We start from the raw sequence: 15,185 nt of genomic DNA, 5'->3' as shown, positions 1-15,185 counted from the left end.
CGCGAAGCTCAGCGTGGCGCGCATGGGTGATTTCCTGGCAGGCCCTATCAGATGGCTGCATGCCGGGCAGATAAAATCCGCCCGTTTCTGCGCAATAAAAAATGCTCATGGTTATTTCCCGATTCCGATAACGAACATATCGCGGTTGTTGGCTACTGCCGAGACGATGTCTTGCCTGTCCAGGATGACCGTGGTTTTAGTCAGATTTCGATACTGTGCGGAGATACCATCGTCGACACGGGCAAGTGACGAGTGCACCGCCCCGGAAATGGCATAACACGCATCGGGCCAGGCAAGTGGCCAGGTCAGTGTGGTGAACTGGTCAGCCGCCAGGGATGCGCGGCCGTATTGAATCAGCAGGCCGCCGAGCCATGTTGGAAACAGGACGTATCCACTGGCTGCGGTGAAGTTCATTGCAAAGCCGAAGCGCATTTTTTTCGGGGTGACGATTGTGGCGTCATCCACGCCAGCGTCGGCTTGGGGTTGGGTGGCTGTCTTTGCCGTGCCTTGATTGGTTTCGGTTGCCTGTGAAGCGAGTACCGAAACGTCGATGTTTCCTTGATTGACCGGTGCGTTCCAGGCCTTGATGCACCACATGACCGCTAAGTTACGCGGCCGAGTCTCAGTATCACCTGTAAAACCCACATTATAGAGCGTGTCGTAAGTATTACCGCCGAGAGACTTGGCCCCCGTCGCAACTGCAGCAGAGTTGATCCCAGTTTGATTAGGTGGAGTATGGGTATGGCTTTTGAACGCATCGCCTTGATAACTTGCGATTGCTCTACCAGAGTCGATGCCTCGCCCATGATCCCAGCCACGCATAAACTCACCACGCGACTCTGGCAGGCGAAAAAAGCCAGCAGGCTCGCTACCGGTATTGAATGTGGTGCCTAGATAAGCAGCGAGATCGGGGTAAACACTGATACTTTGCACACTCCCATCCAGCTCCAAATACCCCGGTGGCACTGACGCCTTCGGAAATGGAATAATCGATCCAACCGGAACAGCAGACTTCAGCGCATCAAGCTCGCTGACGAGCGCTGCAACGTCGATATTTCCTTGATTAATTGGCGCATTCCAAGCCTTTATGCACCACAAGACCGCAAGGTTGCGCGGGCGCGTCTCTGCTGCCGTTCGTGCAGAACGGGACAGGTCGAAAGTGATATGCCTCAGCGTTGCGTTGGATCCTGTGGCCACACTGCCTGTCGCATCACCAGGCTGAAACGGCCCCGATGCATCCTTGATCGTATCCCCCACCGGAACCACTCGGCCGAAATTACCAGTGACATTTTGCACCGCATCGGACTGATAGCTACCAACTACCCGCCCAGCATCAACCCCCGCCCATGATCCCAACCCCGCAAAAACTCCCCACGCGACTCTGGCAGTCGAAAATTCCCGGCGCCCTCATCCCCCTTATTGAACGCCGCGCCCAGGAACTTGGCCAAATCGGGATAAGCCGAGGCACTCTTCACGCTGCCATCAATTTCCAGGAACCCAACCGGGACCTTGTCGACTGGAAACGCAACCATAGAACCCACCGGCAGCGCCGAGGACTGAGCAATCAGCGTCTCAATCTCAGCCTTGGTATAAGTCCCCTCAGCCAGCTGCCTGCCCAGATAATCCATCACCCAAGCCCGAGTCGCCTTCACCACCGTGTCATCAATCAACAACGTCACAATCGCCGCGTTACTCGTCTCGAAGATCGAGCGAATATAAAACTCCTTCCCCGAGCCCGAAGTCGCCAACACCGGCTTATACGACTCTGGATACTTGACGATGGCATACAAGATCCCGGTGTCCGTCCACAGCCCGGCTTCGCGCACATACCAGCCGCCGACATCCGATGGAATGGTGACTTCGGCCATCAGCCAGTTGGCGTTTTTCTCGTCCTGGAACAGCGCATTCAGCGGCCCGCGCCAGACTTCGCGTTTCAGCGCTTTTGCGCTGGCATCGGGGTTGTAGACGGCGCCGTTGCCGTCGCCGACGGAAATCTGCGCCAGTTTGATCGGCACGCCAGCCGCCTTGCAGGCGGTTTCGTAGGCGATCCCCGCATTCGTGAGCAGGGTGTAATAGTCAGCCATTTAGTGCTCCTGTGGATAAAGGGTGGTGGTTTCGACGCTGTACAGACCGGCCGCCATAAAGGCGCGGCCCGCGGCCTCGACGCCAGCCAGCACGCTTGGGTAGATCGTGGTGAGTTCGCCGCACAGCGTGGCGGCGCCAATGACATGGCGACCGAAAGCACTCAGGCCCACCGAGATCGACAGGATGTCGCGCTCGCTTTTGGCATCGGCCAAGCGGCGGTCGAGTCGGGCATCAATGGTTTCGCTGTAGGGCAAATCGGTCCAGGCGCGTACGGCAAAGCTGTAGGGCACACCCGGTGGTTTCTGTTCGTACCAGGCGCGCACTTCGGGGCTCAGTTGCAAGCCCTTGGCCGCATTTTCCAGGGCCTGGCGGGTGCCGGCCTGTCGCGCGGTGGGCCAGGCAAGTTTGACGGTCAGGCGCTTCTCCGCCTCGGGGGCCGTGGTGCTCCATTCGTTCACCGCGCGGTCCGCTGCCAGGTAGGGCAAGAACGCCGAAGGCGTGTGATCCGGGTCCATCAACTGTGGGAAAGGCGGCGTGACCCGCTCCAGCAAATAGCCGAACCCCAGGTCCAGGGCTTTCTCAAGCGGTGAGCTGTTGGCGGGCAACAAGCTCGCTTTGGGTTCAGTCATAGCGTGCGCACCTCCACCTCGACGCCCGTGCAGTACGGGGCCTGGAATGCCGTGCTGATAATCGGCTGCAGCGGTTCGAGGATTTGCAGCTGCGCGGCGCCGGCACTGTGGATGGCGTAGTCGATCCAGCTTGGGTCGACGCGCCCTTCCAGCCGATGGCAGGAGTCGGCATAGGTTTGCAGCAGCTGTTGTGCAGCCACTTGGGTCAGGCCCGAATCCGGACCGGCATTGATCTTGGCCACCACGCGAATCTTGTAGTGTTGAATCTGTGCACCTTGGACCGTGACGAGGTCAGTTTCCGGTCGTACATCGGGCCGTGCGAAATGTCGACGCACACCGTCAAGCAAATCGGCAGAAGCACTGCCATCACCCTCCCTGGACAGCACAGTGACCATCACTTCACCGGGCGCGGTGCGTCGTGCGTTTCCGTCCTTGACCTGGGCCGCATAACCGTCCGGATCAAAGGTGTAGCTGACGGTCACCACGCCAGGGGTGGCGCTTTGCACCTTCACCGCCGGCCGCTCGCCGAGGGTGAACACCTCACGGCGATACTGCATGCGCGAGCCTGCTGCCGGCGCATGGGGCGCCAGGTAATAGCGCAGGCGGGCATCATCATCGCTTTCCAGGGTCGGCGGCACGGGCGGGAACGCGGCGGGATCGCCTGGATCGAGCACCTGGCGCTCAAGGCCCATGTCCGCCAGGCGTGCATCCAGGTTACTGCCGGTCGCCCACCACGCCAGCATCTGCTTGATGCGGGCGTTGTACTTGCGTTCGTGGGTTTGCAAGCGCACGCAAAACGCTTCCAGGGCCAGGGTCAGCAGTTCGCTTTCATTGTCGAGGCTGACCTTGAGCTTGGCCGCGCTTTGCGGCGCTCGGGTGGCGACATAGTCGACGACAAACGCCTTGAACTCGGCGAGCAACGGCTCGAACGCGTCGACCGTGATAATCGCCGGTTCCGCCAGTTGGTTCTGGCCTGGGATCAACATGCTCATGTCACGACCTCAAAAGTTTGTTGGCGGTTTTTCCAGCTGCCGGCAAAACGCAGCAGCAGGCCGGCGCCCTGGCGAGTGGCGACGATGACCTGGGGTTGGAAGTCGGCGATGCCGTTCTGAGGGTTGAAAAAGGCTTGGGCGGCATGGCTTTGGGCGAGGAGCAAGAGGTCATCGCCGAGGTTCTGGCCGAGCAGTTGCGGGACCATCGAGCCGTACAACGGGCGCTTCTGGCGTGTCCCCACGGGGGTGGTCAGCGCTCGGGTGGCGCGCTGTACAAATTGCAGCCAGTCATCCACGGCTGCCCCGGTGTTCCTGTCGATTCCGATCATGGCAAATCCTTATGCGCTGCTGATCACGCGACCCTGGTGATCCACCACCGGGCCGCTCAAATGCACACCGGCGGCATCCAGCAATAAGCCGGTGGCGCCGAGCTGCAGGGTGATGCTCTGGGCATTCATGCTCAGGCTCGCGGCGCCGACCTTGAGGTCGACCTGCTCGCGGGAGCCGCTGAATGTGGTGGGGCCGTTGACCCAATTGAAAATGTGGCTGGCGTCGTCATAGTCGCTTTGGGTGCCGTCCTGATAACGACGGCGCGTCAGCGACGCCACAGCGGACACAGACGGAAACAGACCACTGTTGAGGCCGAACAAAGCCACAGACTGCGTCCCCCCTTCCCCGCCGCCGTAGTTGAGCAGCAGGCACTGCTCGCCCACTGAAGGGATGCGGGTTTCGGTTTGCGCCCCAGCGCTCGGGTTGAAAAACTGGATCGCCGGGCTGAGTAGGTCACCGTGGCTGACCTTGCAGGTACCACTGGCGGCATCAACCTCCTGGCACACGCCAATCCGGCAGAAGCTTTCTGCGCGTCGATACAGGTCTTCCAGCTGGGCTTCCATTTCCGCCAGGCGCTCGACGATCGGCCCCAGTTGCATGCGTAGTAATGCATCGAACATGGACTACTCCTGCAGGGGTCGATATTGATCTGGATCGTCGATGTCCGAGACTTCCCAGGTACGGGCAAACAGCGGTTTGCCTGTGGGATCCTCGAGCAGTAACGGGCCGAGATAGAGGGTTTGGGTGAAGGAAACGATCCAGGTGTCGTAGTCCGTTTCGGTCCCGGTCAATCCGGAAGGCGCCGCGACGATAGCCGTCGGCAGGTCACACTGGTCGGGTGGCAGGCCCCAGCGGTTATCCAGGGCCAGGTCCATCAATTGGCTGGCCAGGTCGCAGGCTTCAAAGGCTGCCGCCCCGCTGGCGACCGTGGCCCTGAGTGAGACCGACAAGGCATGCGCCTTGCGCCCTTCAAGGGAGCGAACGGCGGGCCCGTTGCGCTCGACGCTGATCAGCACGCCGGTTTTATCCGCGACGCCGGTAAAGTCCTGATAATTGCCTACAGGCAAGTCTGGGAAGGCGCTCTTCAGCGCCGCCCCAATCGCCACGGGCAACTGGGAAGGTTTTTCGATAAGGCTCATGTGGTTGCATCCTTGCAGCGGTTACTGCTGGTCCGGGCGCGAGGTCGGGGTCTCGTTGACCCCGATGCGCTTGGCCGCCCAGCGTTCATAAAGGCCAATGGCGACATCCGCGCCGGCCATGGCGGTCAGGCAACCAATGGCGCCGGCAGTCCAGATCGACATGCCGGCGGCGTAGCACAGCATCAGTGCCGAGACTCCGCAGACCATGCATGCACCGGACCGCAAGGCCAGGCGCCGTACCAGTGACCAACCGCGCGCGCCCTCCTTGTCGGCGCGCCACATTTCACCGGACACCCCGCCGATCAGGGCCAGTACGATCACCAGCCAGATAGGCATTTCCGCTAACGCTTGCTGCTCGTTTGTCATGTCACGCCTCCTGGCTGAGCACTACCGGCGCAGGGCCGGCTCTTGGGTAAATCCATTTATGGGTAGGCATTCCAAAAAGCCCGGTTGCCCAGGCTTTTCAGTAATGCGGTCCAACATCGATCTTTCGGCGCTACTGGCGCGGTACGGATCTTTCCTCAATGTTTTTCCGACCACGATCCCTGTCTGCCGGATAACTGCTTCTGGTGCTTTACGCTGCACACCTGGGTCAGTTGCCAACCCTCTGAACCGTTATCAGGCCGGTTCATCGCTGCCTTTTTTGTTGAAGCGGTATGACTAAAGAGCGTCGGCATCCTTGCCGGTGTTGCCTGGCCTCCCTGCCATCGCTCTGATGGCGTCCTTGCCGATGTTGCGTGCCTTCCTTGTCTTCCTTGGCAGCATCCTTGCCGCCTCCACCAGGCCTTGTTGGCTGGCTTGAGATGGAGAATATGCATGTATGCATATACAGTCAATGCACAAATGCATTTATTTTTAGCCGTGAAATGCACGAATGCATTTCAGGCCTTGCAGCGCCAGGGTTTGCCGATTTTCTGCAGGCGAAAAAAAACCCGCTAATGAGCGGGCTTTGTCTTACGCAAGAAGCTTAACGGGCGTACATGCCCCACCAGAACACATGACCGAGGATGCTGATCTGCTCATCCTGGATATCCTGGAAGCTGTAGTCTTCATCCGGGTGTTCATCGCGATTGAAACTGCGCAGACGAATCCCGGAAGGCAGGCGGTAGAGCTGTTTCACCCGCAGTTGGCCATTGTGATTGATGGCATACAAGTCACCATCGACGATGTCACCAATGCCACTCTTGCCCGCATTCACCCCCACCGTGGCGCCATCACGCAGTACCGGCAACATGCTGTTGCCGCGCACCGTCACACACTTGGCTTGGTCGAACTGCACACCGTTGTGTCGCAGGCTGCGTTTTCCAAAACGCAGGCTGGCCTTTTCGCTTTCCTCGATGACGAATCTTCCTGATCCAGCAGCCAATTCAACCTCGCGCAGAAAGGGGATCGACACCTCGTCGTCATTCACGGGTGTGTCGTCGTCCCACAGGCTTATGTCCTTGAGTTCCGAATGCATCGGGTCGCGCCCGTCCTCGCGCAAAGCGCCCACCGCCGCGCGCCCGCGCAACTGGTCGGTGCTCACGCGAAAGTACTCGGCGATGCGGGAAATGTGTTTATCCGACGGATCAACGATCTTGCCGCTGAGGATCCGGGACAGTGTGGATTGAGGCACGCCGGTACGCCGGTGAAGCTCCGTAGGGGAGATCCGGTCGCGATCCAGCAGTTCTCTTAAGACGATAGAAACGTTGCGTTTTTGCATAACGCGGATAGTGACGGGAGTTTTTAGGGTTGGCAAATGCTAATTTGCATAATTTATGCAATCAGAAAATCCAGCCCACGCCTTGCATCGGCCCTGGAGCCTACGCAATCGGCGACTTCAAATCCGGGCAAGCCTGCGGCGATTCCTCCGCAGGCGCGCCTATGTCGATCTCAAGTATCGATAAAGCGTCTGGCGACTGATATCAAAATCACGCGCCAATTTGGATTTGCTTTCACCGGCGCCGGCTCGGTCAATTAAATTGACAACCTGATTGTCAGACAGTTTTTTCTTGCGACCTCTGTAGACTCCGCGACGCTTTGCACTGGCGATACCGGCGGCCTGTTTTTCCCTCATCGCCGTGCGCTCGAACTCTGCAACCAACTCCATTACCGCAATAATGGTCTCCACCACTTCAAGACAGTCATGCCGAAAGATCAGGCTTTCGTTGGAAAACTCCAGCGTTACCTGCTTATCAATCAGTCGTCGAATGATGATGCACAGCTGCTCGGTACTGGAAGTGAGCGTTGCCATGCTGTCCACTACCACAGTATCTCCGCACTGAAGGTAGCGAATCAGCCCTTCAAGGCCTGCACGATTCGCGGCATTGTCGTCAGGCTCATCGTAAAACACTGCGTCAAATACATCGTGGCTGTTTGTCTCTACGCTGCCGTCAGATTGTTGCAGAGAGTGCCGGAAATACTTGATGCGATGTAATCTCATGATGCCTCCTTGGCAGTACTTGTACACAGTCCTTTAATACTTGTACAAACTGTAACTAAATCCTTTAGTTTTAAAACTTTACACAAAGAACTGTATAGCTAACCCACCTAAAATACACAGTTGCAAAGACTTTAACTTACCTTATCATTTTGAGACCTGGAATAAGCCTAACAACTTTTCAACACACCGTCGATTTCGTTGCGCGTTAATTCGCCAGGGAATTTTAATGCCGACCGCTTTATTGCCCAGCGTATTGACTTGACCGGCTTGACAAGGCTGGTTACTCCCCGATGCAAGCAGAGGATGAATGGATGAAGATCTTGGAAGGAGCCATCGAAATTGATCGACCGAATACCGATCAAGAAAAGATCGAGACGGTAACCCGGAGCATTACCGAGCACGGAAACCACCTGCGCCAGCGTTACCCTATCCTGCAGTATCAAAATGCATTGGGGGCAAGCGTGATGGTCTTTTCCCTGGCAGGGATGGTCATCACGGGAGGTCTCTACATAAAGGGTTTTATTCCCGGATGGGCGTGCATTTTGATCAATGCGCTGCTGACGTCATTTATTCATGAAATCGAACATGACTTGATTCATCGCCTCTATTTCAGAAAGCAACCCTTCGCTCACAACGCCATGATGTTTTTGTGCTGGCTGGCCCGGCCGGGCATGCCCAGTCCATGGCTAAGGCGCACACTGCACTTTCATCACCATAAAGAGTCCGGCACTGAGTCGGATGTCGAAGCATGGATTACGACCAGTGGCAGCCCGTGGGGAATACTGCGTTTATTGAAACTGGTCGATGGGTTTTTATTTGGTTTTCTAAATGCGGTGTTCGCGCCGGGATGGCGGCAAAAGGTAAAATTGTTAGGCAAGATTATTCGACTCAACACGCCGTTTGGGCTGTTGTATTGGGGTTGCTGGTATGTATTCCTTGGCTATCACCTCTACGCCGGGGTGGGGTCACTTATGGGTGAAGCGATTCACAGTTCTGCGGCGACCCTGGCGTTTATGGATATCGTCAACAGCATCGTCGTAATCCTCATTGCCCCCAACCTGCTACGGCAGTTCTGTTTGTTCTTTATAAGTTCAAACATGCACTATTATGGCGATGTAGCCCCGCGTAATCCGCTACAACAAACCCAGGTAATGAACCCGTGGTGGTTGTGGCCGTTTCAACTGTTCTGCTTCAACTTCGGCAGCACGCACAGCATTCACCACTTCGTGGTGAGAGACCCGTTCTATCTTCGCCAGATGACAGCGCCTTATGCTCATAAAGTCATGGCGCAGGCAGGCGTCAGGTTCAATGACTTCGGCACATACAAACGAGCCAACCGTTTTTCCAAAGAGCACTCTCAAACTCGCTCGCGAGGGTGAGTTCGTCGCGTGGCGCACGTTTCAGAGGCAGCACTTCACCTACAAGGAGTCCGGAGTATGAAAGCGCAAGGGATATGTGCCAGGCCGTTTGAAGCGGTCAAGCAGGCCTTCGAGGAGATGTTTGATGATCCGCAGGAGCGTGGCGCCGGGCTGTGCGTACAGGTTGGTGCAGAAGTGGTGGTCGACCTGTGGGCCGGCATGGCGGACCAGGCGGGCGTGAAGCCTTGGGCGCGCGATACGCTGGCCAATACCTTTTGCGTTATCAAACCCTATGTCGCGGTGGCCGTTCTGATGTTGGTCGAGCGCGGCAAGTTGGAGCTGGACGCACCTGTGGCCCGTTACTGGCCTGAGTTCGCCCAGAACGGCAAAGCCGAAGTCACCTTGCGTCAAGTGATGAACCACACTGCGGGACTGCCGGCGCTGCGAGCCCCCGACCATAACGCCATGATGTACGACTGGGAGCATATGGTGCAGGTATTGGCGGCCGAACCGCTTTGGTGGGAGCCGGGAACAGACTTGGGCTACGGCACAACCACCTTTGGCTGGATTCTCGGTGAGTTGATTCGTCGGGTGGACGGACGAGATCCCTGCGTCTTTATCCACGAGGAGATGCTGGCCCCCCATGACCTCGATGTTCACCTTGGCGTGGACGAACAACACTTTCATCGTATCGCGCGATTCGACAGTGCCTCGGGGCGGGTCGGTGATCCTTACTCACAAGCGTTGCGCACGGTGCTGAAAAACCAACCTGCGCATATCGCAACATTGGCCTTCACCAATCCCGGCATGGTACCCAGGCGAACCAGTGACCCGCGCTGGTGGGCCTATCAGCAACCGGCTGTGTGCGCGCACGCTACGGCGCGGGGTTTATCCGGCTTCTACAGTGCATTGATGGCGGGCAACTATATCGGTCACGAACTGCTCAGTGAATTCACGCAAGAGCACAGTCATGGCATGGATCGGGTATGGATGCGCCCCATGCGTTATGGATTAGGCTGCATGCTGGAGCAACAACGCGACCCGACGGCTTCTCACGCCATGGGCCCGGGCACCTTTGGCCATATCGGGCTGGGCGGACCGATAAGTTTCGCCGATCCCGAAAAGCAAGTGAGCTTTGGTTTTGTCACCACCACCTCGGGCAGCCATTCGATGATTGATCCTCGGCCCAGGCGGTTGTCGTCTCTGGTGTATGCGGCGATTTGATGTGGCCGCTTGGAGCAAGCTCCCTCGCCACAGTGACGGTGTTCTTTATTAAGTGATGGGTATAGGGGGCCGCAGCGCCTTTGCGTTTTCCCTAGCCGTTTGCATCCTGCGAAGGGCCGACCTCGCGTGTTAACCTTGCGCCCATCGCAAAAAATGCTGGGCCAAGCGCCCCCTTTGCCCCATCACTTTCAACGAATTTGCCTACGACCCAATGAGTAAAAACACGTCCGATCTGTCCTCCCACACTCCGATGATGCAGCAGTACTGGCGCCTGAAAAACCAGCACCCTGATCAGTTGATGTTCTATCGCATGGGCGACTTCTACGAGATCTTCTACGAAGACGCGAAGAAGGCTGCCAAGCTGCTGGATATCACCCTGACCGCGCGTGGGCAGTCGGCGGGGCAGTCGATTCCGATGTGCGGGATTCCTTACCACTCGTTGGAAGGCTACCTGGTCAAGCTGGTAAAGCTGGGCGAGTCGGTGGTGATCTGTGAGCAGATCGGCGATCCCGCGACGAGTAAAGGCCCGGTCGAACGCCAGGTGGTGCGCATTATCACGCCGGGGACGGTGAGTGATGAGGCGCTGCTGGATGAGCGTCGCGACAACCTGATCGCGGCGGTATTGGGCGACGAGCGTCTGTTCGGCCTGTCGGTACTGGACATCACCAGCGGCAACTTCAGCGTGCTGGAGATCAAGGGTTGGGAGAACCTGCTGGCGGAGTTGGAGCGTATCAACCCGGTGGAGCTGTTGATCCCGGATGATTGGCCCAAGGACCTGCCGGCGGAAAAACGCCGTGGGACAAAACGCCGTGCGCCGTGGGATTTCGAGCGGGATTCGGCGCTGAAAAGTCTGTGCCAGCAGTTCTCGGTGCAGGACCTCAAGGGCTTCGGTTGCGAAACCCTAACCCTGGCCATCGGCGCTGCCGGTTGCCTGCTCAGTTATGCCAAGGAAACCCAGCGCACCGCCCTGCCGCACTTACGCAGCCTGCGTCATGAGCGTCTGGACGATACCGTGGTGCTCGATGGCGCGAGCCGTCGCAACCTGGAACTGGACACCAACCTGTCAGGCGGGCGTGATAACACCCTGCAGTCGGTAGTCGACCGTTGCCAGACCGCCATGGGCAGCCGCTTGCTGACCCGTTGGCTGAACCGTCCGCTGCGCGATTTGAGCGTGCTACAAGCTCGTCAGACCTCTATTACCTGCCTGCTCGACCGCTATCGCTTTGAAAAACTGCAGCCACAGCTGAAGGAAATTGGCGATATCGAACGCATCCTGGCACGGATCGGCCTGCGCAACGCGCGGCCGCGTGACCTGGCGCGCCTGCGCGATGCACTCGGCGCCCTGCCGCAGTTGCAAGCGGCGATGACCGAATTGGACACGCCGCACCTGCAGCAACTGGCCGTCACCGCCGGCACCTACCCGGAACTGGCGGCGTTGCTGGAAAAGGCGATCATCGACAACCCGCCGGCAATCATCCGTGACGGCGGCGTATTGAAGACCGGTTACGACAGCGAACTGGACGAACTCCAGGCCCTGAGCGAAAACGCCGGGCAATTCCTGATCGACCTGGAAGCCCGCGAAAAGGCCCGCACTGGCCTGGCCAACCTTAAAGTCGGCTACAACCGCGTGCATGGCTACTTTATCGAGTTGCCAAGCAAGCAGGCCGAGTCGGCGCCGATCGACTACCAGCGCCGCCAGACCCTCAAAGGTGCCGAGCGCTTTATCACCCCTGAGCTGAAAGAATTCGAAGACAAGGCACTTTCGGCCAAGAGCCGCGCCCTGGCTCGGGAAAAGATGCTCTATGAAAACCTGCTTGAAGACCTGATCAGCCAACTGGCGCCGCTGCAGGACACGGCAGCCGCCCTGGCGGAACTGGACGTACTGAGTAACCTCGCCGAACGCGCGCTGAACCTCGACCTGAACTGCCCGCGTTTTGTCAGCGAGCCCTGCATGCGCATCGTGCAAGGTCGCCACCCGGTTGTAGAGCAGGTATTGACCACGCCATTCGTCGCCAACGACCTGTCGCTGGATGACGATACTCGCATGCTGGTGATCACGGGTCCGAACATGGGCGGTAAATCCACCTACATGCGTCAGACCGCTTTGATCGTGCTGCTCGCACACATCGGCAGCTTTGTGCCGGCGGCCAGTTGCGAATTGTCGCTGGTGGACCGCATCTTCACGCGGATTGGCTCCAGCGATGACCTGGCCGGTGGCCGTTCGACCTTTATGGTGGAAATGAGCGAGACCGCCAACATCCTGCACAACGCCACCGAACGCAGCCTGGTGCTGATGGACGAAGTGGGTCGCGGCACGAGCACCTTCGACGGCCTGTCCCTGGCCTGGGCTGCAGCCGAGCGTTTGGCGCATCTGCGCGCCTATACGCTGTTTGCCACGCACTATTTCGAGCTGACCGTGCTGCCGGAAAACGAGCCGCTGGTGGCCAACGTGCACCTCAATGCCACCGAGCACAACGAGCGCATCGTGTTCCTGCACCACGTGCTGCCTGGGCCGGCGAGCCAGAGTTACGGCCTGGCCGTGGCGCAACTGGCCGGTGTCCCCACGGAGGTGATCACCCGTGCCCGCGAGCACCTGAGCCGCCTGGAAGAAACCGCACTGCCCCACGAGCTTCCCGTGGCAAGCCCGGCCAAAGCCAGCAAAAAAGCCAGCGCGCCCCACCAGAGCGATCTGTTTGCCAGCCTGCCCCACCCAGTGCTGGACGAGTTGGCTAAACTTGACCTGGATGACTTGACGCCGCGAAAAGCGCTCGAAATGTTATATGCACTTAAGACTCGGATATAACGCAGACGCTTGCAAGCTGGTAGACTCTCGCGCGGTTTGGGATGCTGCGGGCTTTTAGCCTGGTCCGCAGACTATCGCTCCCGAACCTCGCGAGCCCTGCCACAAAGGGTTTCGCTGCCGCCGCCTGAGGAGAAAATTAGAAATGACCTTCGTCGTCACCGACAACTGCATCAAGTGCAAGTACACCGACTGCGTAGAAGTGTGTCCGGTGGACTGCTTCTACGAAGGCCCGAACTTCCTGGTCATCCACCCGGACGAGTGCATTGACTGCGCCCTGTGTGAACCTGAATGCCCGGCCGTCGCCATTTTCTCCGAGGACGAAGTCCCGGCAGAGATGCAGGAATTTATTCAGTTGAACGTCGAGCTGGCGGAAATCTGGCCGAATATCACCGAACGTAAAGACCCGATGCCGGATGCGGCAGAGTGGGATGGCAAGAAAGGTAAGATTGCAGACCTCGAACGCTGATAGCGTCGCCGCCCTCTAAAAAGGCCCCTTGCGGGCCTTTTTGCGTTTCTGGATGACGGGATTCACTTTCCTGCGGGCAAAAAAAAGGGGCGGTATGACCCGCCCACATTTTTTCCCTAGTCCCTGTAGTCCTTTTCATCGTCCTGATGAATCGCATCCTGCGACGTTCCCTAAAACCATCGTTCCTTGATGGCTGTGTCAATCCGTGGACACAGGGCTGATGTTAGAGAGTTCCCTGGGAAGTTCAACGGGATGCAACGAGCCGACTGACAGATGCCAACGCTAACGCCAACATAAATAGTTGTTATATTTCAACAAGATAGAAAAGTCTTTCGAGCACTCGAGACCTCTACCCCCCAGGAAAAAACCCAAACACTTACGAAAAAGTAAGTGAATGCTTACAAGCGCAATTGCGAAAAAGTGTCATTGGAGACCTTGGGGTGATTTGCAGGCAAGAAAAAGCCCCGACACCGTCGAGGCTTTTTCCTTTCAATCCGCTCAGTCGTCGCTGACCGTTATCGTCGGCATTGCCGGCGCCGCCGCTTCCTGAAGGACGATCCGCGCGCCTACATGGCGGGCCAGTTCCTGATAGATCATGGCGATCTGGCCGTCCGGCTCGGCGGCCACGGTCGGTTTGCCGCCGTCGGCCTGCTCACGAATCACCATCGACAGCGGCAACGAGGCCAGCAGCTCGACGCCGTACTGGGTGGCCAGTTTCTCGCCACCGCCCTCGCCGAACAAATGCTCGGCGTGCCCGCAGTTGGAACAGATATGTACCGCCATGTTTTCCACGACGCCCAGCACCGGGATGTTGACCTTGCGGAACATCTCCACGCCTTTTTTCGCGTCGAGCAGCGCCAGGTCCTGAGGCGTGGTGACGATCACCGAGCCGGCCACCGGGACTTTCTGCGCCAGGGTCAGCTGGATATCACCGGTGCCTGGTGGCATATCGATCACTAGGTAATCCAGGTCGCCCCAAGCGGTCTGCGTGACCAACTGCAGCAGCGCGCCGGAGACCATCGGCCCACGCCAGACCATCGGCGTGTTGTCATCGGTAAGGAAGGCCATGGACATTACTTCGACGCCCAGCGACTCGATCGGCACAAACCACTTCTGATCCTTGACCTTGGGCCGCGTGCCTTCGGCAATGCCGAACATCACGCCCTGGCTGGGGCCGTAGATATCCGCGTCGAGGATACCCACGCGCGCGCCTTCCCGGGCCAGCGCCAGGGCCAGGTTGGCGGCGGTGGTGGATTTGCCCACGCCGCCCTTGCCGGATGCCACCGCCACCACGTTCTTGACGTTGGCCAGGCCCGGGATCTGTGCCTGGGCCTTGTGCGGGGCGATCACGCATTGGATGTCGACCTTGGCCGAACTCACGCCGTCGAGGCCTTCAATGGCCATTTGCAGCATCTGCGCCCAGCCGCTCTTGAACAGCCCGGCGGCATAGCCCAGCTCCATCTGGACGGACACCTGGCCCCCCTGGACCTCGATGGCGCGTACACAGCCGGCACTGACCGGGTCCTGGTTCAAATAGGGGTCGGTGTACTGGCGAAGAACGGCTTCCACCGCTGCGCGATTGACGGCGCTCATGGGCAACTCCCGAAAAAAGACTGACTGAAACAGGCGGCTATCCTAACCGTTCCAGCGTCGTTGCGGCATGCTTTCGCGGGCAAGGAAGATTCTGAAACAGCAGCACGGGGTGAAATAAATTTCCCGGCGCTTTATAGTGGCCGA

General features: G+C 58.4%; 13 protein-coding genes and 1 pseudogene. 4 read left to right on the top strand and 10 right to left on the bottom strand.

Going from position 1 to position 15,185, the window contains the following annotated elements:
• Positions 1 to 111: 111 nt before the first annotated feature.
• From JFU04_RS30225 to JFU04_RS05250, 9 genes and pseudogenes are all read right to left on the bottom strand, one after another.
• Positions 112 to 2,084: pseudogene (locus tag JFU04_RS30225) on the bottom strand (phage tail-collar fiber domain-containing protein).
• Positions 2,085 to 2,714, bottom strand: coding sequence for a phage tail protein I (locus JFU04_RS05285; protein ID WP_106805006.1), 630 nt, complete (start codon positions 2,712 to 2,714; stop codon positions 2,085 to 2,087). It abuts the pseudogene before it with no gap.
• On the bottom strand, positions 2,711 to 3,706 hold the full coding sequence (locus JFU04_RS05280) for a baseplate J/gp47 family protein (protein ID WP_106805007.1): 996 nt from the start codon (positions 3,704 to 3,706) through the stop codon (positions 2,711 to 2,713). The genes JFU04_RS05285 and JFU04_RS05280 overlap by 4 nt, the downstream gene beginning before the upstream one ends.
• Entirely contained in the window at positions 3,703 to 4,035 is a 333-nt protein-coding gene (locus JFU04_RS05275; protein WP_065903317.1) for a phage baseplate protein, read from the bottom strand. The genes JFU04_RS05280 and JFU04_RS05275 overlap by 4 nt, the downstream gene beginning before the upstream one ends.
• Before the next feature lie 9 nt (positions 4,036 to 4,044).
• On the bottom strand, positions 4,045 to 4,656 hold the full coding sequence (locus JFU04_RS05270; RefSeq protein WP_201143625.1) for a phage baseplate assembly protein V: 612 nt from the start codon (positions 4,654 to 4,656) through the stop codon (positions 4,045 to 4,047).
• Between the two features lie 3 nt (positions 4,657 to 4,659).
• Positions 4,660 to 5,175 carry a hypothetical protein gene (locus JFU04_RS05265; RefSeq protein ID WP_120447746.1) on the bottom strand — a complete coding sequence of 172 codons (516 nt, stop codon included), beginning with the start codon at positions 5,173 to 5,175 and terminating at the stop codon, positions 4,660 to 4,662.
• A 21-nt stretch (positions 5,176 to 5,196) separates the two neighbouring features.
• The gene (locus tag JFU04_RS05260; protein ID WP_065903324.1) at positions 5,197 to 5,541 is read right to left on the bottom strand and encodes a phage holin family protein; all 345 of its coding nucleotides are present in this window, start codon (positions 5,539 to 5,541) and stop codon (positions 5,197 to 5,199) included.
• Positions 5,542 to 6,142: 601 nt separating this feature from the next.
• Positions 6,143 to 6,877: a LexA family transcriptional regulator gene (locus JFU04_RS05255; protein WP_083221365.1), complete on the bottom strand. Its 735-nt coding sequence runs from the start codon at positions 6,875 to 6,877 to the stop codon at positions 6,143 to 6,145.
• A gap of 159 nt (positions 6,878 to 7,036) precedes the next feature.
• Positions 7,037 to 7,597 carry a recombinase family protein gene (locus tag JFU04_RS05250; RefSeq protein ID WP_201143624.1) on the bottom strand — a complete coding sequence of 187 codons (561 nt, stop codon included), beginning with the start codon at positions 7,595 to 7,597 and terminating at the stop codon, positions 7,037 to 7,039.
• Positions 7,598 to 7,908: 311 nt separating this feature from the next.
• Between JFU04_RS05250 and JFU04_RS05245 the strand changes: the two genes are divergently transcribed.
• From JFU04_RS05245 to fdxA, 4 genes are all read left to right on the top strand, one after another.
• Complete coding sequence (locus JFU04_RS05245) at positions 7,909 to 8,976, top strand: fatty acid desaturase (RefSeq protein WP_201143623.1); 1,068 nt, start codon at positions 7,909 to 7,911, stop codon at positions 8,974 to 8,976.
• 57 nt (positions 8,977 to 9,033) lie between these two features.
• The gene (locus tag JFU04_RS05240) at positions 9,034 to 10,179 is read left to right on the top strand and encodes a serine hydrolase domain-containing protein (protein WP_201143622.1); all 1,146 of its coding nucleotides are present in this window, start codon (positions 9,034 to 9,036) and stop codon (positions 10,177 to 10,179) included.
• A gap of 211 nt (positions 10,180 to 10,390) precedes the next feature.
• Positions 10,391 to 12,982: a DNA mismatch repair protein MutS gene (mutS, locus tag JFU04_RS05235; protein ID WP_065906753.1), complete on the top strand. Its 2,592-nt coding sequence runs from the start codon at positions 10,391 to 10,393 to the stop codon at positions 12,980 to 12,982.
• 142 nt (positions 12,983 to 13,124) lie between these two features.
• Positions 13,125 to 13,448, top strand: coding sequence for a ferredoxin FdxA (gene fdxA / locus JFU04_RS05230; protein ID WP_003208688.1), 324 nt, complete (start codon positions 13,125 to 13,127; stop codon positions 13,446 to 13,448).
• Positions 13,449 to 13,946: 498 nt separating this feature from the next.
• On the opposite strand, the gene apbC is transcribed toward fdxA, so the two are convergent.
• Positions 13,947 to 15,041, bottom strand: coding sequence for an iron-sulfur cluster carrier protein ApbC (apbC, locus tag JFU04_RS05225; RefSeq protein ID WP_065906755.1), 1,095 nt, complete (start codon positions 15,039 to 15,041; stop codon positions 13,947 to 13,949).
• Positions 15,042 to 15,185: the final 144 nt, after the last annotated feature.

This window comes from Pseudomonas sp. TH21 (assembly GCF_016651025.1).
Lineage (GTDB): Bacteria > Pseudomonadota > Gammaproteobacteria > Pseudomonadales > Pseudomonadaceae > Aquipseudomonas > Aquipseudomonas aylmerensis.
The sequence above is the reverse complement of the archived record's forward strand: the minus strand, read 5'-3'. Positions and strand labels throughout refer to the sequence as shown.